Raw genomic sequence first — 17,668 nt, 5'->3', positions numbered from 1 at the left:
GTCTGCGGCGATGGTAGCGAATGCACCGGGGCGCGGCGAGTGCCCGGTTCAGGTGACTAGCGCAATTGCGCCTCGGGGATGGTCCGGCTGCGTGGAATGAGTGTGGGGTCCCAGTGGGCGATGCCCCAGTCCAGTACGTCTCGTGGCCGGGCGTCGGCGAGCGTTTCCGGCGGCTCCTGACCCAGCGCCCGAAGGGCACGGGTAAGCAGCGGCGCCGCGCGGTCGGCAGGGAGGGGGGGAGAGCGATACGACTTGCCCAGCTTGTGACCATCCGGCTGGGTGATCAGCGGGACGTGGAGGTAGCGTGGCTGGCTGAGCCCCAGCAGCTCCTGGAGGTAAAGCTGGCGCGGAGTGGAGTCCAGCAGGTCGGCGCCGCGCACCACCTGGTTGACCCCCTGCCAGGCGTCGTCCAGGACCACGGCCAGTTGGTAGGCGTACAGGCCGTCGCGGCGGCGGATCACGAAGTCGCCCACTTCGCGTCCCAGGTGCTGGCGGAACTCGCCTTGCACCCGGTCGATGAAGTGGTACTCCAGCTCAGGTACGCGGATGCGGATCGCCGCATCCTGCTGCGGATGCTGGGCCAGACGGCAGAAGCCGGGGTAGACGCCCTGGTGGTCTTCCAGCTGCTTGCGCGAGCAGGTGCAGGCGTAGGCCAGCCCGGCTTCGAAAAGGCGATCGATCACCTCGGCGTAGGCAGCATGGCGTTCGCTCTGGCGGACCATGTCACCGTCCCACTCGAAACCATAGTTCTCCAGGGTCTGGAGAATCGCCGACTGGGCGCCAGCCACTTCACGGGGCGGGTCCAGGTCTTCCATGCGCAACAGCCAGAGGCCGTCGTTGGCACGGGCATCGAGGTAAGAGGCAAGGGCTGCGACCAGTGAGCCGAAATGCAGATAGCCGCTGGGAGTGGGGGCGAAGCGCCCGATGTAGGCGGGGGAACTCATGGTGTGCCAGGCAGATAAGCAACGGGGCGCCAGTGGCGCCCCGCTTCGGCATCAGGAGCCGAGCTGCTTTTCCTTGATCTCCGCCAGGGTCTTGCAGTCGATGCAGAGGGTGGCGGTTGGACGGGCTTCCAGACGACGGATGCCGATCTCGACACCGCAGGAGTCGCACCAGCCGTAGTCGTCGTCTTCGATCAGCTGGAGCGTCTCGTCGATCTTCTTGATCAGCTTGCGCTCGCGGTCACGGGCGCGCAGTTCCAGGCTGAACTCTTCTTCCTGACTGGCGCGGTCGGCCGGGTCGGGGAAGTTGGCAGCTTCGTCCTGCATGTGGTGCACGGTACGGTCCACCTCTTCCATCAACTCCTGCTTCCATTTGTTGAGGATGTTGGTGAAGTGAGCGCGCATGCGGTCGCTCATGTACTCCTCGCCCTTCGTTTCTTGGTAAGGCTCAAAGCCACGAAGCAACTGGCTGTTCTGTTGTTTAGCGTTGATGGGCATGGATGGCCGCCTCTCACTTTCTCTAATCCATAGCGCAGGATCATGGTCCATCGCCGGTGGTGCCGGCCCTGCGGCTGCAAGCGGGCGAACTTACCAGATCGAATCCGGGTGCGCTACTCCCCGGTATCGCGCCTGCTGCGCCGCCCGGGGGCCATTGGGTAGAATCCTCTCTTTGCCTTAATAAAGGAAGGCCAATGGCCCAGCCCTACAGTGCGCGCAGCCGCGCTATCGAACCCTTTCACGTCATGGCCCTGCTGGCCCGTGCCAATGAACTGCAGGCGGCCGGCCACGATGTCATTCACCTGGAAATCGGCGAGCCGGACTTCACCACCGCCGACCCCATCATCCGGGCCGGTCAAGCGGCGCTCGCTGACGGGCATACCCGTTACACCGCTGCCCGTGGGCTGCCGCAATTGCGTCAGGCCATCGCCGGCTTCTATGCATCGCGCTATCGGTTGAACATAGACCCGGAACGCATTCTTATCACCCCCGGTGGTTCCGGCGCGCTGCTGCTGGCCAGCAGCCTGCTGGTGGACCCGGGTCGGCATTGGCTTCTGGCGGACCCCGGCTATCCCTGCAATCGTCACTTCCTGCGACTGGTTGAAGGCGGGGCGCAGCTGGTGCCGGTGGGGCCGGATACCCGCTACCAGCTCACGCCGCAGCTGATCGAGCGGCATTGGGATGACGGCAGCGTGGGTGCCCTGGTGGCGTCTCCGGCCAATCCCACGGGGACCGTCCTTCACGCCGACGAGCTGGCAGCCTTGTCGACAACACTGAAGGCGCGCGGTGGCCACCTGGTGGTGGACGAGATCTATCACGGCCTGACCTACGGGATGGAGGCGGCCAGCGTGCTGGAGGTGGATGACGAAGCCTTCGTGCTGAACAGTTTTTCCAAGTATTTCGGCATGACCGGCTGGCGCCTGGGCTGGCTGGTGGCGCCGCCCGCAGCCGTATCCGAACTGGAGAAACTGGCGCAGAACCTCTACATCAGTGCCCCTTCGGTGGCACAGCACGCCGCCCTGGCGTGTTTTCAGCCCGAGACGCTGGAAATCCTCGAACAGCGCCGCGCCGAGTTCGCCCGCCGTCGCGACTACCTGCTGCCCGCCCTGCGGGAGCTGGGTTTTCGCATCGCCGTGGAGCCGGAGGGCGCCTTCTACCTCTATGCGGACATCTCCGCCTTCGGTGGCGACGCCTACGCCTTCTGCCGCCACTTCATCGAAACGGAATACCTGGCCTTTACGCCGGGCCTGGATTTCGGCCGTCACCTGTCCGGCCAGCATGTGCGTTTCGCCTATACCCAGAGCCTGCCGCGCCTGGCCGAGGCCGTGGAGCGTCTCGCCCGTGGCCTGAAGACCTGGGCGGGTAGATGAGATTCGACCCGGCGCTTGAGGAGGGCAGGCTGCTCAAGCGCTACAAGCGCTTCCTCGCGGATATCGAGACGGCGGCCGGCGAACACCTGACCATCCACTGCCCCAATACCGGCTCCATGCTCAACTGCATGAGCGAGGGATGCCGGGTCTGGTTCAGCCGTTCCAGCGACCCCAAGCGCAAGCTGCCGGGTACCTGGGAGATTTCCGAGACTCCCCAGGGGCGGCTGGCCTGCGTCAACACGGCGCGGGCCAATGCACTGGTGGAGGAGGCGCTGCGGGGTGGCGTGATACCGGAGCTGGCGGGTTTCCAGGGGCTGAAGCGCGAAGTGGCCTACGGACAGGAGAACAGCCGCGCGGACTTTCGCCTGGACTTTGCGGAGGGAGCGGCCTTCGTCGAGGTGAAGAGTGTCACCCTGGGGTTCGAAGGTACCCCGGTGGCTGCGTTTCCGGATGCCGTCACGCTGCGCGGCTCCAAGCACCTGCGAGAACTGGCGGCCCTTGCTCGGGAGGGTGTGCGTGCGGTCCAGCTGTATTGCGTGAACCTCTCCGGCATCGAGGCCGTCAGGCCAGCGGAGGAAATCGATCCGGCCTACGCCGCCGCATTGCGCGAGGCAGTGAAGGCGGGTGTCCAGGTGCTGGCCTACGGCGTGGAGCTGACGCGGGAAGAGGTTCGCGTCACGCGCCGTCTCGAGGTGAGGCTTTAGGTCTCGGGCCGGCCCAGTAGCCAGATACCCTCGCTGTCCTCACGGCATTCGAGGGGCTGCAGGGTGTCGCCGGAGCAGGGGCCGGCCACGCATTCACCGGACTCGATCAGGAACAGCGCGCCATGGCTCGAGCACTGGATCAGGCTACCGCTGTTGTCGAGAAACCGGTCGGGCAGCCACTCCAGGGGAATCCCGCGATGGGGGCAGCTGTTCTCGTAGGCGTGAACGCGGCCGTGCTTGCGCACCAGCAGCAGGTTCAGGTCGTCGATCAGAAAGCCCCGGCTCTGACCTTCGGCCAGTTCGTCGGGGCGGCAGAGCAGGATCATCGTCATCTCCATGGCAGGCGCGCATTATGGCGCGCCATCGTGGCTTGCCAAGAGGGGCTCGTCCTCGTGTTGAAAGGGGGCCCTGGTCTGGGCGGGGATTTTTCCGTGTTCGTCGCCGTCGTTCGTCAGGTCAGACGGATGATGGCGGCCGGCATCCCGGAGCGGGAAGTCTGGTGAGGCTTGGCCGAGGCTGCTTCGGTTCCTTGAGCCCCTACTCCGTCGCGCTGTTCCCGAATCAGGCCGGCGCCCTGTGATTGCAGGGCGCCAGCGTTTCCAGCTTCCATGATGGAGTCGTTTCGATGCGTCGAGTTCTCGGTCTGGCCGGTCTCTGTGCCGGCATTCTGTTGTCCCATCCGGCCGTGGCGGACGATGGTCGTCCCCAGCGTTGGGTCAGTGCCGGAGGTTCCGTCAGTGAGTGGGTGGTGGCATTGGGTGGACAGGACAAGCTGGTGGGGGTGGACACCACCAGCCTGCACCCGGAATCCCTGAGAACACTTCCCAGCATCGGCTATCAACGCCAGTTGGCTGCAGAGGGGATCCTGTCCGTGCGTCCGGATATCCTGATCGGAACGGAGGAGATGGGGCCCCCGTCGGTGCTGGCACAGCTGGAGGCGGCAGGTGTCCGTGTCGAGCGCCTGGAGTCCGCTCCCGACCTCGTCACCCTGGAGCGCAATCTCAATCTCCTCGGTGGTCTCCTGGGGGATGAGACGGGCGCCGAACGCGCGCTAGCCGACTACCGTCAGCGCTTGGAGCAGCAGGCGAAATGGGTGGCCAGGATCCGGCAGACCGAGGAGGCCCCCAAGGTACTGTTCCTCCTCGGCCACGCCGGCAGCAATCCCCTGGCGGGCGGCAGGGACACCACCGGCGCCTGGCTGATCGAGCGTGCTGGCGGTCGTAACCTGACGGATCACCAGGGCTACAAGGCCATCTCCAGCGAAGCCCTGGCGGCCATGGACCCCGACGTGGTGGTGGTCGCCGACCGCCGCCTGGATGGCGAGGCGGCCCGCGAGGCCCTGCTCAAGCAGAACCCCGCGCTGGCGGCGACGCGGGCCGCTCGCGATGGTCGTCTGCTGAGCCTGGACCCGACCCTGCTGGTGGGTGGCCTCGGTCCGCGCCTGCCGGATGGGATAGCCGCATTGTCCAGAGGCTTCTATCCTTCCGCTCCGGCCCTGATCGTGAACAGTTCCAGCCAGCCATGAGCGTATCCATCCCAGCCCGTCCTCTCTTTCTCGCCCTGGGGGCGCTGCTGTTGCTTGTCCTCTGGCTTTCCCTGGCATTGGGACCGGTCAGCCTGCCGCTGGGCGATACGATGCGTGCGGCCTTGCGTCTGGCAGGGCTGCCAATTTCCGGTGAGGGCCTGGCACAGGCGGAGCTGATCCTGGGGCAGATTCGCCTGCCGCGTGCCTTGCTGGGGCTGGCGGTAGGCGCCGTTCTGGCGCTCTCCGGTGTCGCCATGCAGGGGCTGTTCCGCAACCCCCTGGCTGACCCGGGGCTGGTGGGCGTCTCCAGCGGAGCCGCGCTCGGCGGTGCCTTGGCTATCGTCGCTGGCGCAAGCGTCGGCGGGCTGCCGACCGCCATCGAGCCCTACCTGCTGTCGATCTGCGCCTTCGCGGGTGGGCTGGGCGTCACCTTGCTGGTCTATCGGCTGGGGCGCCGAGACGGCCAGACCAGCGTCGCGACCATGCTTCTGGCCGGCATTGCCCTGACCGCCCTGGGGGGCGCCGTCGTCGGTCTGTTCACCTACCTGGCGGATGACGCCACCTTGCGCAGCCTGACCTTCTGGAACATGGGCAGTCTCAATGGCGCCAGCTACAACCGGCTCTGGCCGCTGCTGGCGGTGACCCTGCTGGTGATCCTCTGGCTGCCGCGCCGGGCAAGGGCGCTCAACGCCCTGCTGCTGGGTGAGTCGGAGGCCCGTCACCTGGGCTTCGAGGTGGAGCGCCTGAAGCGCGAGCTGGTGTTCTGTACCGCCCTGGGAGTGGGGGCGGCGGTGGCGGCGGCCGGGCTGGTCGGTTTCGTTGGTCTGGTGGTGCCGCACCTGGTACGCCTGGTGGCGGGGCCGGACCATCGCGTGCTGTTGCCCGCTTCGGCCCTGGCCGGGGCCAGCCTGATGCTCCTTGCGGACCTGGCGGCACGGTTGGTGCTGGCGCCCGCGGAGTTGCCCATCGGTATCGTCACGGCGCTGATTGGTGCGCCATTCTTCCTTTATCTGCTGGTACGAGGTCGCCCCTGATGTTGCGCGTGGAACAACTGGCCGTGCAGCGTGGTGGCAGGCGCGTGCTGGCGGGGATCGAACTGGAATTGCGACCGGGTGAAGTGCTGGGTGTACTGGGGCCCAATGGCGCGGGCAAGAGTACGCTGCTGGGGGCGCTCTGCGGCGAGGTGCCGGCGTCGGTCGGCCGGGTCTGTCTGGATGAACGGGAGCTGGGTGATTGGTCAGGCCCTCAACGTGCCCGTCGATTGGCCGTACTGCCGCAGAGCTCCACGCTGGGGTTCGCCTTCCGTGTCGACGAAGTGGTGGCCATGGGGCGCATGCCCCACGATAGCGGCCGTGAGCGTGACGCCGAGGTCGTGGCCGAGGCGCTGGCGGCGGCGGATGCCAGCCACCTGGCTGGGCGCAGCTACCTGGCACTGTCCGGCGGCGAACGGCAGCGCGTGCACCTGGCGCGGGTGCTGGCGCAGCTCTGGCCCGGGGTGGCGGGGCAATCGCTATTGCTGGACGAGCCCACCTCGATGCTCGACCCCCTTCACCAGCACACCACCTTGCACACCGTGCGCGAGTTCGCCGAGCGGGGCGTCGCGGTGCTGGTGATCCTGCATGACCTGAACCTGGCGGCGCGCTACTGTGATCGCCTGCTGCTGCTCGCCGACGGACGCCCCCATGTGCTGGGGACTCCGGAGCAGGTGCTCCAGGCCGAGCCGCTGAAGGCGGTATTCGGGCTGGACGTGCTGGTGCAGCGTCATCCCGAGCGGGGGCATCCGCTCATAGTCGCTCGCTGATATGTCGAAGGATTCTCCATGCGCCCACTTCTGCTGGCCCTCCTTGCCTTGCTTTCCGCGTGTCAGAACCTTCCGCCACCACCCGATTGGCAGAGCCCGGAGGGTCGCCATGATCCGAGGCTTGGACTCATCCAGGATCTGCGCAGCGGTGAGCGGCTGACGCCGGGGCAATTGCTGGAGCGGCTCGCGGATCAGTCGAGGGTGCTGGTCGGCGAACAGCACGACAACCCGGATCATCACGCCCTGCAACTCTGGTTGCTGCGCGCCCTTGAGTCGCGGCGCGCCCAGGGCAGCCTGCTGCTGGAAATGCTCGAGCCTGCACAACAGGCCAGCGTCGATGCTGTTCACAAAGGGCCGTTGCCGGCTGACCTTCCCAGGGCGCTCGCCTGGCGGCCGAGTTGGGACTGGACGCTTTATGGGCCCATAGTCACCCATGCGCTGGCGCAGCCATACCCGCTGTTGGCAGCCAATCTCGATCGCGACGAGATCAAGCGTCTTTACCGGGAGCGTCCGCAGCTCCGGGGCGAGCGCTCGACCCGCGATGACGTGAGCAGGTCGCTGCTGTCGCAGATCCGCGAATCCCACTGCGGCATGCTGCCGGAATCCCAATTGCCGGCGATGCTGGCGGTGCAGCAACAGCGTGATCGGCGAATGGCCGAGCGGCTGCTGGCGGCGCCGGTCCCGGCCATGCTCTTGGCCGGGGGCTTTCATGTCCGCCGGGACCTGGGAGTGCCGTTGCACCTGGAGGATCTCGGGCAGACGCACGGCACGGCGGTGCTGATGCTGGCCGAGGTGGGCAAACCGGTGGCGCGTGGCGAGGCCGACTATGTCTGGTATACCGCAGCACTGCCGGCGATCGACCATTGCGCCGGATTGCGGGAGAGCGCGTCGCCCCGTCGCTGAAGCCGCGGTGGGCGCGGGGCGGCTTGGGCTGAATCTCAGGCAAAAAAAGACCCGGCAAAGAGCCGGGTCTAAAACCGTGATTAGCCTGATGAGGAGATAATCTGAAAGTCCGACTGCTTGGATTCCCAGCTTACCGACTGATCTCGCGATCAGTTGTGCGAATAATAACGATTATCATTTTCGAGTCAAGCACTCATTCGAAAAAGCTTCATGGCCCTGAATTCGCGCTTGGATATGAAAACCCCGGCATGCCGGGCCGGGGTTCGTTCGTTGGGCCAGGATCACTCCCGATCCGGCGATAAGCGCAACTGAGTGACCTCCTTGTTCAGCAGGTCGATCCGCCGCGCCATGCTCTCGATCAGGCTGTGGGCGATGCGCGGGTTGCTCTGCATCAGGCTGAGGAATTGCTCCTTGGGGATCACCATCACCGTGCAGGGTTCGCTGGCGATCACCGTCGCGCTGCGTTTTTCACGGGTGAACACGGCCATGGCGCCGAAGATCTCGTCCTTCTGCACGTCGCCTACCTTCTGGCCGTCGACATAGGCCGCGGCATGACCCTCGATGATGATGAACACATGATCGGCTTCATCCCCCTGACGGATCAGTTCCTCGCCCTTGGCGAAGTGCTGGAAACCCGTGGAGGGGCGCACATCCGGCTGCTTCAGCCGCGCGACGGCATCGGAGAGCAGGGCGGTGTGTCCCACCAGGTACTGGATGAAGAGTTCCTGCAGCTTTTCGCTGGCATAGATATGCCGGAACACTTCGCTTCGGTTATAGGGCAGCAGGCTGACGGGTTCATCGCTGCTGTAGCGGCAGGACGGCAGTTCGATGCCCTGGCGCAGCCCCACCAGGTCGCCTTCCTGCAGGTAGAACAGCGGACGCTCGTCGACATTGGCGTGGAGCAACCCGTTTTCGATGAGGAACAGCTGGTTGCCTGGCAGCAGCGCGGACAGGTCGTCGGTCTGCTCCAGGCGCAACGCAGGACCCGCAGGGGCCAGGCCGTCGAGCAGTTGCCCGGGGATGCTCTGCAGTCTGTTGATCAGCTGATCGGCGTAGGCCGGTTGCTCCCCGAGTAGGTACATGGCAGGAATTCCTTGAGCGGACTGGAATGGCGTGACACACGAAGGTCCCTGAAACAATAGGGATAGAAGGTCCGCAGGTAAATCACTCCCGCAGGAGGTTGTGAGCTAGCTCTTGTTGTGGCCAATCGGCGCGTCCAACTGGTGGTTCAGTTCTGCCTTGTGGCCGGGAGGCAGTTCGCTCCAGTGCACGTCCAGCAGCGCGCCCTCGATGGCGTAGAGCAGCACCTTGGAAGCCCGGAACCCCCGCGCACGGACGGCCTTGTAAGCGCCCACGGCACCCAGGCGTCGAAGGTCCGAGGCGCTATGGATCCCAACCGCATGGAGCCATTGCGCTGACGTCTTGCCCAGGTTCTTCATATGTTGCAGTTCGTCGTTCATCGAGCCTCCTTGCGATGGATGTGGCGCGAGAGGGACAGGGCTGTGGATAAGTGTAGCGGCCACCCGCAGTGCCTGGCTTTTTGCTATCGCCGTATCCTCGCGCGGCTCCTGCACGGAAAACGATCACTGCTGTTGCGATAGGGCCGATCCTGCGCTGCTTTCCGCCTGGGATGGCACCAGCGCTGGGATGGACGGCGGTTGCTCGGCCGAGAGTGACTCAGGCGGCAGTATAGAAGCCGCACCGGATCCTGCCCGGTGCGGCGGCCCGGGCTCAGACGCCCGGCAGGTGTTGCCGGATACGCGCCACCAGGCTGTCCAGGCTGGACGCCTGGTCGGTGTCGATGCGGCTGCTCTGGGCCAGTTCCTCGGCGGTCAGCGGCTCACGGTTGGCCATTTGGGCGCGAACCACTTCCAGCGTAGCGTCGGAGGGGTCTCCTCCTTCCGCCTGGCGCTGGACGAGCCAGGCCTCGATCACCGCTTCCGGGGCATGGCAGTCGAGGATCAGGAAGGGCGTTCCGGTCTCTTCGGCCACCTTGCAGGCGGCGGCGCGCTGTTCGTGCTTGAGGAAGGTGGCGTCGATGACCACCGGGAAGCCGGCATGCAGGGCGGCATCCGCCAACTGATTCAGGCGCCGGTAGGTGGCGGCGCTGGCGTCCTGGTCGTAGATGCCGCTCGCCAGGCCTTGTGCGGCGGCCTTCTGCTCACCGAACAGGCGCTTGCGCTCCACGTCCGAGCGCAGGCGGATTGCGCCCAGCGCTTCCACCAGGCGCAGTGCCACATGGCTCTTGCCGGAGGCGGAGACGCCGTGGGTGATGGCGAGGAAAGGGGAGGGGATGGCGCTGTAGCTTTCTGCCAGGCCCGCATAGTTGCGGTACTGGCGCAGGGTGGCGGCCTTCTGCACGGGGTCGGCCTGGTGGGCGAGGCTGAACAGGGCGATCTTCGCTCGAACCAGGGCGCGGTAGGCCTTGTAGAAGTTGAGCAGCTCCAGTCCTGCGTAGTCTCCCGTGCGCTCCAGGTAGCGGCTGATCAGGCGGCGGGAGAGGGATTTGAGTCCCCGGTCTTCCAGGTCCATGGCCAGGAAGGCGATGTCGGCGTAGACGTCGGTGAAGCGGAAGGGCTCGTTGAATTCGATGCAGTCGAAGAGCACCACCTGGCCATCGATCAGGGTGGCATTGCCCAGGTGGATGTCTCCGTGGCATTCGCGGATGAATCCTTCCTGCTTGCGGCGCTCCAGCAGTGGCTTCAGGCGTTCGAAGCTGCTTTCGGCCCAGGCTTCCATGGCGTCCAGCTGCGGAAGGTCGGCCTTGTCGGTCAGCAACGGGCGAATCTGCTCGAAGTTCTGCCGAACCGGCATCATCACGGCCTCTGCGGTTCCTAGGGGGTGCTCCTGGGCGACCTTCGGCGCGGCCAGGTGGAAGCTGGCGATCTGGTCGGCCAGGGCGTCGATATGGGCGGGGGTCAGCTCACCGCGAGCCTGGACTGCGCTGAGGAGGTTGTCCTGGGGAAACTGGCGCATCTTCAGCACGTACTCGAAGGCTTCGCCCTCGCCACCGATCTGCGGGGCTTCCGGACTGCCGGTGATGGGCAGGACTTCCAGGTAGAGGTCCTGCGTCAGGCGCTGGTTGAGACGCAGCTCCTCGCCGCAGAAGTGCCGGCGGGCTTCGAGGCTGGTGAAGTCGAGGAAACCGAAGTTCACCGGCTTCTTGATCTTGTAGGCATAGCCGCCGGTCAGCAGCACCCAGGAAATGTGCGTCTCGATCACCTGGAAACCGTCCACCGGGTGAGGGTAGAGGGACGGGTTCTGCAGGGCGGCGATAAGGGGCTGGCTCACGGGCGTTCCTTGTTCTGTCGCTTGTAAAGACTCGCATTATGGCGGCTCGGAACTGGCCTGCAAACCGTCAGGGCGTGCCTGTTGGCTGTGGATAAAGTGCGTATAATGCGCCGCCATGACACGTCCCCGCTCCCCCAAATCCCGCTCCAAACGCCGCTCCGGCGGCCTTCGCCCCTGGTTGGGCTGGGCCATCAAGCTGGGCCTCGTCGGCCTGGTGATCCTTGCCGGTTTCGCCATCTACCTCGACGCTGTGGTGCAGGAGAAGTTCTCCGGCAAGCGCTGGACAGTTCCCGCGAAGGTCTATGCCCGACCGCTGGAGCTGTTCGTCGGCCTGAAACTGTCCAAGGAAGACTTCCTCAAGGAGCTCGATGCCCTGGGGTATCGCCGCGAAAGCGTTTCCAACGGCCCTGGTGCCGCATCGGTCGCTGGTAATACCGTCGACCTGAACACCCGTGGCTTCCAATTCTATGAAGGCGCCGAGCCGGCCCAGCGGATTCGCGTGCGCTTCTCCGGCGACTATGTCGCAGGGCTCACCCAGGCCGGCGGCGCTGACCTGGCCGTGGCGCGCCTGGAGCCGTTGCTCATCGGCGGCCTTTACCCGGCGCAACCTGAGGACCGGGTCCTGATCAAGCTGGACCAGGTGCCCGCCTATATGGTGGAAACCCTGATGGCCACCGAGGACCGCGAGTTCTTCAATCACCACGGCGTCTCGTTGAAGTCCATCGCCCGGGCTTTCTGGGTCAACGCCACCGCCGGCGAACTGCGTCAGGGCGGCAGTACCCTGACCCAGCAGTTGGTGAAGAACTTCTTCCTCACCAATGAGCGCAGCCTCTCCCGCAAGGCCACCGAAGCCATGATGGCGGTGTTGCTGGAACTGCACTACGACAAGCGCGAGATCCTCGAGGCCTACCTCAACGAGGTGTTCCTCGGCCAGGACGGCCAGCGCGCCATCCACGGATTCGGCCTGGCCAGCCAGTATTTCTTCAGCCAGCCGCTGGCTGAGCTCAAGGTGCATCAGATCGCCCTGCTGGTGGGCATGGTCAAGGGGCCGTCCTACTACAACCCGCGTCGCTTTCCGGAGCGTGCGCTGGAGCGCCGCAACCTGGTGATCGACCTGCTGGCCGAGCAGGGTGTGATTTCCCCGGAGGAAGCCGTGGCGGCCAAGCAGAAGCCCCTGGGTGTGACCCAGCGCGGCAGCCTGGCGGACAGTTCCTACCCGGCTTTTCTAGACCTGGTGAAGCGTCAGCTGCGCCAGGACTACCGCGAGGAAGACCTGACCGAGGAAGGCCTGCGCATCTTCACCAGCTTCGACCCCATCCTGCAGTCCAAGGCGGAGGTCTCCCTGAACGAAACCCTCAAGCGCCTGTCGGGGCGCAAGGGCGTCGACCAGGTGGAGTCGGCCATGGTGGTGAGCAACCCGGAAACCGGTGAAATCCAGGCCCTGATCGGTAGCCGCCAGCCGCGCTTCGCCGGCTTCAACCGCGCGGTGGATGCCGTGCGCCCCATCGGTTCGCTGATCAAGCCCGCCATCTACCTCACCGCCCTTGAGCGTCCAAGCCAGTACACCCTTACCAGTTGGGTGGCGGATGAGCCTTTCTCGGTGAAGGGGCAGGATGGCCAGGTCTGGCGTCCGCAGAACTACGACAGACGTGCCCACGGAACCATCTACCTGTACCAGGGGCTCGCGAACTCTTACAACTTGTCGACTGCCAAGCTGGGCCTGGAACTGGGCGTACCCAATGTGCTCAAAACCCTTGAGCGGCTGGGTGTTTCCCGCGAATGGCCGGCGTATCCCTCGATGCTCCTAGGCGCGGGCGCGCTGACCCCGATGGAAGTGGCGACCATGTACCAGACCTTGGCGAACGGTGGCTTCAATACGCCGTTGCGTGCGATTCGTAGTGTGCTCACTGCGGAGGGCGAGCCGCTCAAGCGCTATCCCTTCCAGATCCAGCAGCGATTCGATCCGGGCGCCATCTACCTGGTGCAGAACGCCATGCAGCGCGTGATGCGCGAGGGGACCGGGCGTTCGGTCTACAGCCAGTTGCCCTCTTCCCTGACCCTGGCGGGCAAGACCGGGACCACCAACGATTCCCGCGACAGCTGGTTCGCCGGCTTCAGCCAGGACCTGCTGGCGGTGGTCTGGCTGGGGCGCGATGATAACGGCAAGACGCCGCTCACCGGTGCCACGGGTGCGCTGCAGGTCTGGACAAGCTTCATGCGCAAGGCCGATCCGTTGCCGCTGGACATGCCTATGCCGGACAACGTGACACAGGCCTGGATCGATCCGCACAGCGGGCAGGGGTCCGACCCGAGTTGTCCGGGCGCGGTCCAGATGCCTTACATTCGCGGCAGTGAACCTGCCCCCGGCGCCCCTTGTGGCCTGGGAGCACCCGTGGACTCGGTCATGGACTGGGTTCGCGGCTGGATGCAATGAACCAAGAGGATGAAACGTGAGTAAAGCCTGGATTCCCGCCCTTGCCGCCATGACCCTGCTGGCGGGCTGCGCTTCGCCTCAGCGTGGGGCTATCCCCGTGGTCGATTCCGGCGCGCCCCTGTCGGAGCTGGAGCAGCCCGGCGCTGGGCGCTACAACCAGGCGCCGGCTGCACCGCGCAGCCTCCCGGAGGACTCCGGCGTGGTGGTGATGGTGCCCGGTGCGAGCGCGGGCTCTCCCATCGCCGCCCCTGCATCGAGCGCGCCCATCAGCGGTAGCGTTTCTACCGGCCCCATCACCCCCGGCCCTTTCACCTCTGGCCCGGGTGCAGCGCCCGTCGCGCCGACCAGCAGCAACTATGGTGCGCCCAGCTACAGCACTCCGAGCTACAGCGCCCCGGCTCCCTCGGGTATTCCCAGCTCCGGCGGCCTGGCCGCTGACGAGCAGCTGGACGGCCCGGTGCTGGCGCTGCTCACCACCGCACAGCAACAGCAGGGCGGCGGTGATCTGAACGGCGCGGCTGCCAGCCTGGAGCGCGCCCAGCGCATCGCGCCTCGCGAACCCCAGGTGCTTTATCGACTGGGCGAGGTTCGCCTGGCACAGGGTGATGCTGCACAGGCCGAGCAGTTCGCGCGCCGTGCCCTGACCTATGCCAATGGCCGTCCGGCCCTGCAGGCCAGCCTCTGGGACTTGATCGCCCGCTCTCGCGAGCGCCAGGGTGACATGGCGGGCGCCGCTCAGGCCCGTGATCGCGCCAAGGTGAATCTCTGATGGATTCCCGCACCCTAGAGGTGGCCGATCAGCTCCTGCTCATCGAGCGGGAGTTGCGGCTCCTCGGTTTCTGGGCGCTGGAGGCGCCCAGTGCCGAGGCGCTGGCCAGTCAGGCGCCCTTCTGCGTGGATACGCTGGCGTTCGAGGAGTGGCTGCAGTGGGTGTTCCTGCCGCGCATGAAGGCCATTCTCGAGAATGATCTGGAGTTGCCCCAGGCATCGGGCATCCGCGCGATGGCGGAGGAGGCGTACCGGGAACGGAGCGGCGAGGTCGCTGCCCTGCTCGAGGCGCTGGGGGCGTTCGATCGATTGATCGGTGGTACCCGCTGACGTCGCACGTCAGTTGCAGTTTTCGTCGATTGCCTTCTGGGCTTCCTGGATCCGGGATTGCCGTTCTTCCTCGGTCAGGCGGCGTACCTCGCCGTTGATGTCCATCCGGATGCGTGGATTGTTCTGCAGCTGCGCCAGGTTGGTACGGACGTTTTCGCAATAGGTGCGACGCTCGGCCTCCTGGCTGGCGACTTCCGCCTTCACTTTCTCATCGATGGCCTTCTGGTCCCCGACAGGCTGGGTTTCCGGCAGATCGCCCATCTCGCTGTCCAGTTTGGGCAGTGGCTGAGGCTTGGGCACAGAGGTGTTCACGCTGGTCGCTGCCTGGCCATCCGGCGGCTGTGCGCCGAAATGAGTCACGCCCTGGGCGTCCACCCACTTGTAGACCTGCCCGGCCAGGGCGGAAGCGCTCAGGACCAGCAGCAGGCTGCCGGCGAGAATCATGCGGTGCATGGGGTTTCCTTCTGAAGTCGGAGAATCCTGCGGTAACTATAACCAAAAGCCGCGATCCCCGATCCTGCGTCACGTCACAGCACTCCATGCAAGATTTACTCATGGATCACTTGACTTGGAGCCTTCTAATCCGAAGAATCCAGGGTTCGCTGTTCCAGTGGGCCGGCCGCAAGTCGGAAGCTGTAGCAGTCGATGAGGTGCATACCCGCGCCGACCTGTTACACCCGCAACGCGTTACCTCGCGCTGGGTGGGAAAGCCCCGCAACAACTCTCAGGGGGGGACCCGTTGCTTGTCGAGTTCAGCAGCTGACGTAGTCGGCGACCACCAGTCGCTCACGCGCTGCTCGCAGGCAGACCTATTCAGGCCGTCCGGTCGCGGGCGGTTATCTGGCGTTCTAGAGGTGAAAAACGTGGAGCTTTTATCTGGCGCTGAAATGGTCGTCCGCTCGTTGCGTGACGAAGGCGTTAAGTACATTTACGGGTACCCGGGCGGTGCCCTCCTGCATATCTACGATGCCCTGTTCAAGGAAAATGACGTGACCCATATCCTGGTCCGTCATGAGCAGGCCGCTACCCACATGGCTGACGGTTATGCCCGCGCCACCGGCAAGCCCGGCGTGGTGCTGGTGACTTCCGGTCCCGGCGCGACCAACGCCATCACCGGTATCGCCACCGCCTACATGGACTCCATTCCGATGGTGATCCTGTCCGGTCAGGTGCCGAGCAACATGGTGGGTACCGATGCGTTCCAGGAGACCGACATGGTCGGTATCTCCCGTCCCATCGTGAAGCACAGCTTCATCATCAAGCATCCCTCGGAAATCCCCGAGGTGATCAAGAAAGCCTTCTACATTGCCCAGTCCGGTCGTCCCGGGCCGGTTGTGGTCGACATTCCCAAGGATATGGGCGACCCGACGCAGAAGTTCGAGTACAGCTACCCCAAGAAGGTCAAGCTGCGTTCCTACAGCCCCGCCGTTCGCGGTCACTCCGGCCAGATCCGCAAGGCTGCCGAGATGCTGCTGGCCGCCAAGCGCCCGATTCTCTACTCCGGTGGCGGCGTGATCATGGGTAATGCGTCCGAGCAGCTGACCGAGCTGGCGAAGATGCTCAACCTGCCGGTCACCAATACCCTGATGGGCCTCGGTGCGTTCCCGGGTACCGACCGCCAGTTCGTCGGCATGCTGGGCATGCACGGTAGCTACACCGCCAACCTGGCTATGCATCACTCCGATGTGATCCTGGCCGTCGGCGCGCGTTTCGACGATCGCGTCATCAACGGCGCCGCCAAGTTCTGCCCGAACGCCAAGATCATCCACATCGACATCGACCCCGCGTCGATCTCCAAGACCATCAAGGCCGACATCCCGATCGTGGGGCCGGTGGACAGCGTGCTGTCCGAAATGGTCGCCATCCTCAAGGAAATCGGCGAAACCCCGAACAAGGATACCGTCGCAGCCTGGTGGAAGCAGATCGACGAGTGGCGTGCTGGCGGTGCCCTGTTCCCCTACGACAAGGGCGACGGCAGCATCATCAAGCCCCAGAGCGTGATCGAGACCTTGTGCGAAGTGACCAAGGGCGACGCCTACATCACGTCCGATGTAGGTCAGCACCAGATGTTCGCGGCGCAGTACTACCGCTTCAACAAACCCAATCGCTGGATCAACTCCGGCGGCCTGGGCACCATGGGGTTCGGATTCCCCGCCGCCATGGGCATCAAGCTGAGTTTCCCCGAGTCCGATGTCGCGTGCGTGACCGGCGAAGGCAGTATCCAGATGAACATCCAGGAGCTGTCCACCTGCCTGCAATACGACCTGCCGGTGAAGATCATCAACCTGAACAACGGTACGCTCGGCATGGTCCGCCAATGGCAGGACATGCAGTACAACAGCCGTTACTCCCACTCCTACATGGAGTCGCTGCCTGACTTCGTAAAGCTGGCCGAGGCCTATGGCCACGTCGGTATTCGTGTGACCGATCCGAAGGATCTGAAGGCGAAGATGGAAGAAGCGTTCTCCCTGAAGAACCGACTGGTGTTCCTCGATATCCAGGTCGATTCCAGCGAGCACGTCTACCCGATGCAGATCCGGGATGGCGCCATGCGTGACATGTGGCTGAGCAAGACGGAGCGGACCTGAACATGCGACACATCATTTCCCTGCTGCTGGAAAACGAGCCGGGCGCACTGTCCCGCGTCGTGGGCCTGTTCTCCCAGCGGAACTACAACATCGAAAGCCTGACCGTGGCCCCTACCGAGGACCCGACCCTGTCGCGTCTGACTCTCACCACTGTCGGCCATGATGAAGTGATCGAGCAGATCACCAAGAACCTGAACAAGCTGATCGAAGTCGTGAAGCTGGTGAACCTCTCGGAGAGCGCTCACATCGAGCGCGAACTGATGCTGGTCAAGGTCAAGGCTACCGGTGCCCAGCGCGCCGAAGTCAAGCGCACCACCGATATCTTTCGCGGCCAGATCGTCGACGTGACTTCCAGCGTCTACACGATCCAGCTGGCGGGTACGAGCGACAAGCTGGACAGCTTCATCCAGGCCATCGGCACCAGTTCGATCCTGGAGACCGTACGCAGTGGAGTCACCGGGATTTCCCGTGGCGACAAGGTTCTGAGTATCTGATATCCGCTGTGAAAAACCCCG

18 protein-coding genes are annotated in these 17,668 nt (G+C 64.9%); 11 read left to right on the top strand and 7 right to left on the bottom strand.

The features are described from left to right. Positions 1-56: 56 nt before the first annotated feature. Together gluQRS and dksA are read right to left on the bottom strand one after the other, a co-directional pair. Positions 57-944, bottom strand: a complete 888-nt coding sequence (gene gluQRS / locus KF707C_RS24590; RefSeq protein ID WP_003457227.1) for a tRNA glutamyl-Q(34) synthetase GluQRS — start codon at positions 942-944, stop codon at positions 57-59. A gap of 51 nt (positions 945-995) precedes the next feature. Then, on the bottom strand, positions 996-1,439 hold the full coding sequence (dksA, locus tag KF707C_RS24585) for an RNA polymerase-binding protein DksA (RefSeq protein ID WP_003457224.1): 444 nt from the start codon (positions 1,437-1,439) through the stop codon (positions 996-998). A gap of 194 nt (positions 1,440-1,633) precedes the next feature. Between dksA and KF707C_RS24580 the strand changes: the two genes are divergently transcribed. Both KF707C_RS24580 and sfsA read left to right on the top strand, forming a co-directional pair. Continuing rightward, positions 1,634-2,809, top strand: a complete 1,176-nt coding sequence (locus KF707C_RS24580) for a pyridoxal phosphate-dependent aminotransferase (protein ID WP_003457222.1) — start codon at positions 1,634-1,636, stop codon at positions 2,807-2,809. After that, a complete protein-coding gene (gene sfsA / locus KF707C_RS24575) occupies positions 2,806-3,513 on the top strand; it encodes a DNA/RNA nuclease SfsA (protein WP_003457218.1) in 708 nt (235 codons plus the stop codon). The genes KF707C_RS24580 and sfsA overlap by 4 nt, the downstream gene beginning before the upstream one ends. Here sfsA and KF707C_RS24570 read toward each other — a convergent pair. Beyond that, positions 3,510-3,839 carry a Rieske (2Fe-2S) protein gene (locus KF707C_RS24570; protein ID WP_003457216.1) on the bottom strand — a complete coding sequence of 110 codons (330 nt, stop codon included), beginning with the start codon at positions 3,837-3,839 and terminating at the stop codon, positions 3,510-3,512. The two genes, sfsA and KF707C_RS24570, sit on opposite strands and share 4 nt — an antisense overlap. A 299-nt stretch (positions 3,840-4,138) precedes the next feature. On the opposite strand from KF707C_RS24570, the gene KF707C_RS24565 reads away from it, so the two are divergent. The 4 genes from KF707C_RS24565 to KF707C_RS24550 are packed head-to-tail and all read left to right on the top strand — an operon-like array spanning position 4,139 to position 7,742. Continuing rightward, positions 4,139-5,038 carry a heme/hemin ABC transporter substrate-binding protein gene (locus tag KF707C_RS24565; RefSeq protein WP_003457213.1) on the top strand — a complete coding sequence of 300 codons (900 nt, stop codon included), beginning with the start codon at positions 4,139-4,141 and terminating at the stop codon, positions 5,036-5,038. Positions 5,039-5,088: 50 nt separating this feature from the next. Next, positions 5,089-6,072 carry a FecCD family ABC transporter permease gene (locus KF707C_RS24560; protein WP_085986684.1) on the top strand — a complete coding sequence of 328 codons (984 nt, stop codon included), beginning with the start codon at positions 5,089-5,091 and terminating at the stop codon, positions 6,070-6,072. Continuing rightward, on the top strand, positions 6,072-6,839 hold the full coding sequence (locus KF707C_RS24555) for a heme ABC transporter ATP-binding protein (RefSeq protein WP_003457207.1): 768 nt from the start codon (positions 6,072-6,074) through the stop codon (positions 6,837-6,839). Before KF707C_RS24560 ends, KF707C_RS24555 begins: the two co-directional genes overlap by 1 nt. Before the next feature lie 18 nt (positions 6,840-6,857). Then, entirely contained in the window at positions 6,858-7,742 is an 885-nt protein-coding gene (locus tag KF707C_RS24550) for a ChaN family lipoprotein (RefSeq protein ID WP_036994463.1), read from the top strand. A gap of 281 nt (positions 7,743-8,023) precedes the next feature. On the opposite strand, the gene KF707C_RS24545 is transcribed toward KF707C_RS24550, so the two are convergent. From KF707C_RS24545 to KF707C_RS24535, 3 genes are all read right to left on the bottom strand, one after another. Then, on the bottom strand, positions 8,024-8,824 hold the full coding sequence (locus tag KF707C_RS24545) for a Crp/Fnr family transcriptional regulator (RefSeq protein ID WP_003457204.1): 801 nt from the start codon (positions 8,822-8,824) through the stop codon (positions 8,024-8,026). Positions 8,825-8,929: 105 nt separating this feature from the next. Further along, positions 8,930-9,202: a TfoX/Sxy family protein gene (locus KF707C_RS24540; RefSeq protein WP_003457200.1), complete on the bottom strand. Its 273-nt coding sequence runs from the start codon at positions 9,200-9,202 to the stop codon at positions 8,930-8,932. 271 nt (positions 9,203-9,473) lie between these two features. Then, positions 9,474-11,033, bottom strand: a complete 1,560-nt coding sequence (locus KF707C_RS24535) for a bifunctional aminoglycoside phosphotransferase/ATP-binding protein (protein WP_003457197.1) — start codon at positions 11,031-11,033, stop codon at positions 9,474-9,476. 115 nt (positions 11,034-11,148) lie between these two features. On the opposite strand from KF707C_RS24535, the gene mrcB reads away from it, so the two are divergent. The 3 genes from mrcB to KF707C_RS24520 are packed head-to-tail and all read left to right on the top strand — an operon-like array spanning position 11,149 to position 14,565. Beyond that, entirely contained in the window at positions 11,149-13,467 is a 2,319-nt protein-coding gene (gene mrcB, locus KF707C_RS24530; protein WP_036994461.1) for a penicillin-binding protein 1B, read from the top strand. A 16-nt stretch (positions 13,468-13,483) separates the two neighbouring features. Beyond that, complete coding sequence (locus tag KF707C_RS24525) at positions 13,484-14,236, top strand: tetratricopeptide repeat protein (protein WP_003457192.1); 753 nt, start codon at positions 13,484-13,486, stop codon at positions 14,234-14,236. Continuing rightward, positions 14,236-14,565 (top strand): YqcC family protein, encoded by a 330-nt coding sequence (locus KF707C_RS24520; protein WP_003457190.1) that lies wholly within the window; start codon positions 14,236-14,238, stop codon positions 14,563-14,565. Before KF707C_RS24525 ends, KF707C_RS24520 begins: the two co-directional genes overlap by 1 nt. A gap of 9 nt (positions 14,566-14,574) precedes the next feature. Here KF707C_RS24520 and KF707C_RS24515 read toward each other — a convergent pair whose 3' ends face one another. Beyond that, on the bottom strand, positions 14,575-15,018 hold the full coding sequence (locus KF707C_RS24515; protein WP_003457186.1) for a DUF4124 domain-containing protein: 444 nt from the start codon (positions 15,016-15,018) through the stop codon (positions 14,575-14,577). Positions 15,019-15,428: 410 nt separating this feature from the next. Here KF707C_RS24515 and KF707C_RS24510 point away from each other — a divergent pair, with 410 nt between their 5' ends. Both KF707C_RS24510 and ilvN read left to right on the top strand, forming a co-directional pair. Further along, the gene (locus KF707C_RS24510) at positions 15,429-17,153 is read left to right on the top strand and encodes an acetolactate synthase 3 large subunit (protein ID WP_003457184.1); all 1,725 of its coding nucleotides are present in this window, start codon (positions 15,429-15,431) and stop codon (positions 17,151-17,153) included. Between the two features lie 2 nt (positions 17,154-17,155). Continuing rightward, on the top strand, positions 17,156-17,647 hold the full coding sequence (gene ilvN / locus KF707C_RS24505) for an acetolactate synthase small subunit (protein ID WP_003457181.1): 492 nt from the start codon (positions 17,156-17,158) through the stop codon (positions 17,645-17,647). The last annotated feature ends 21 nt before the right edge of the window (positions 17,648-17,668 follow it).

Source organism: Pseudomonas furukawaii, from assembly GCF_002355475.1.
GTDB lineage: Bacteria > Pseudomonadota > Gammaproteobacteria > Pseudomonadales > Pseudomonadaceae > Metapseudomonas > Metapseudomonas furukawaii.
Note: the sequence above shows the minus strand (reverse complement) of the source record. Positions and strands in the feature narration are given on the sequence as shown.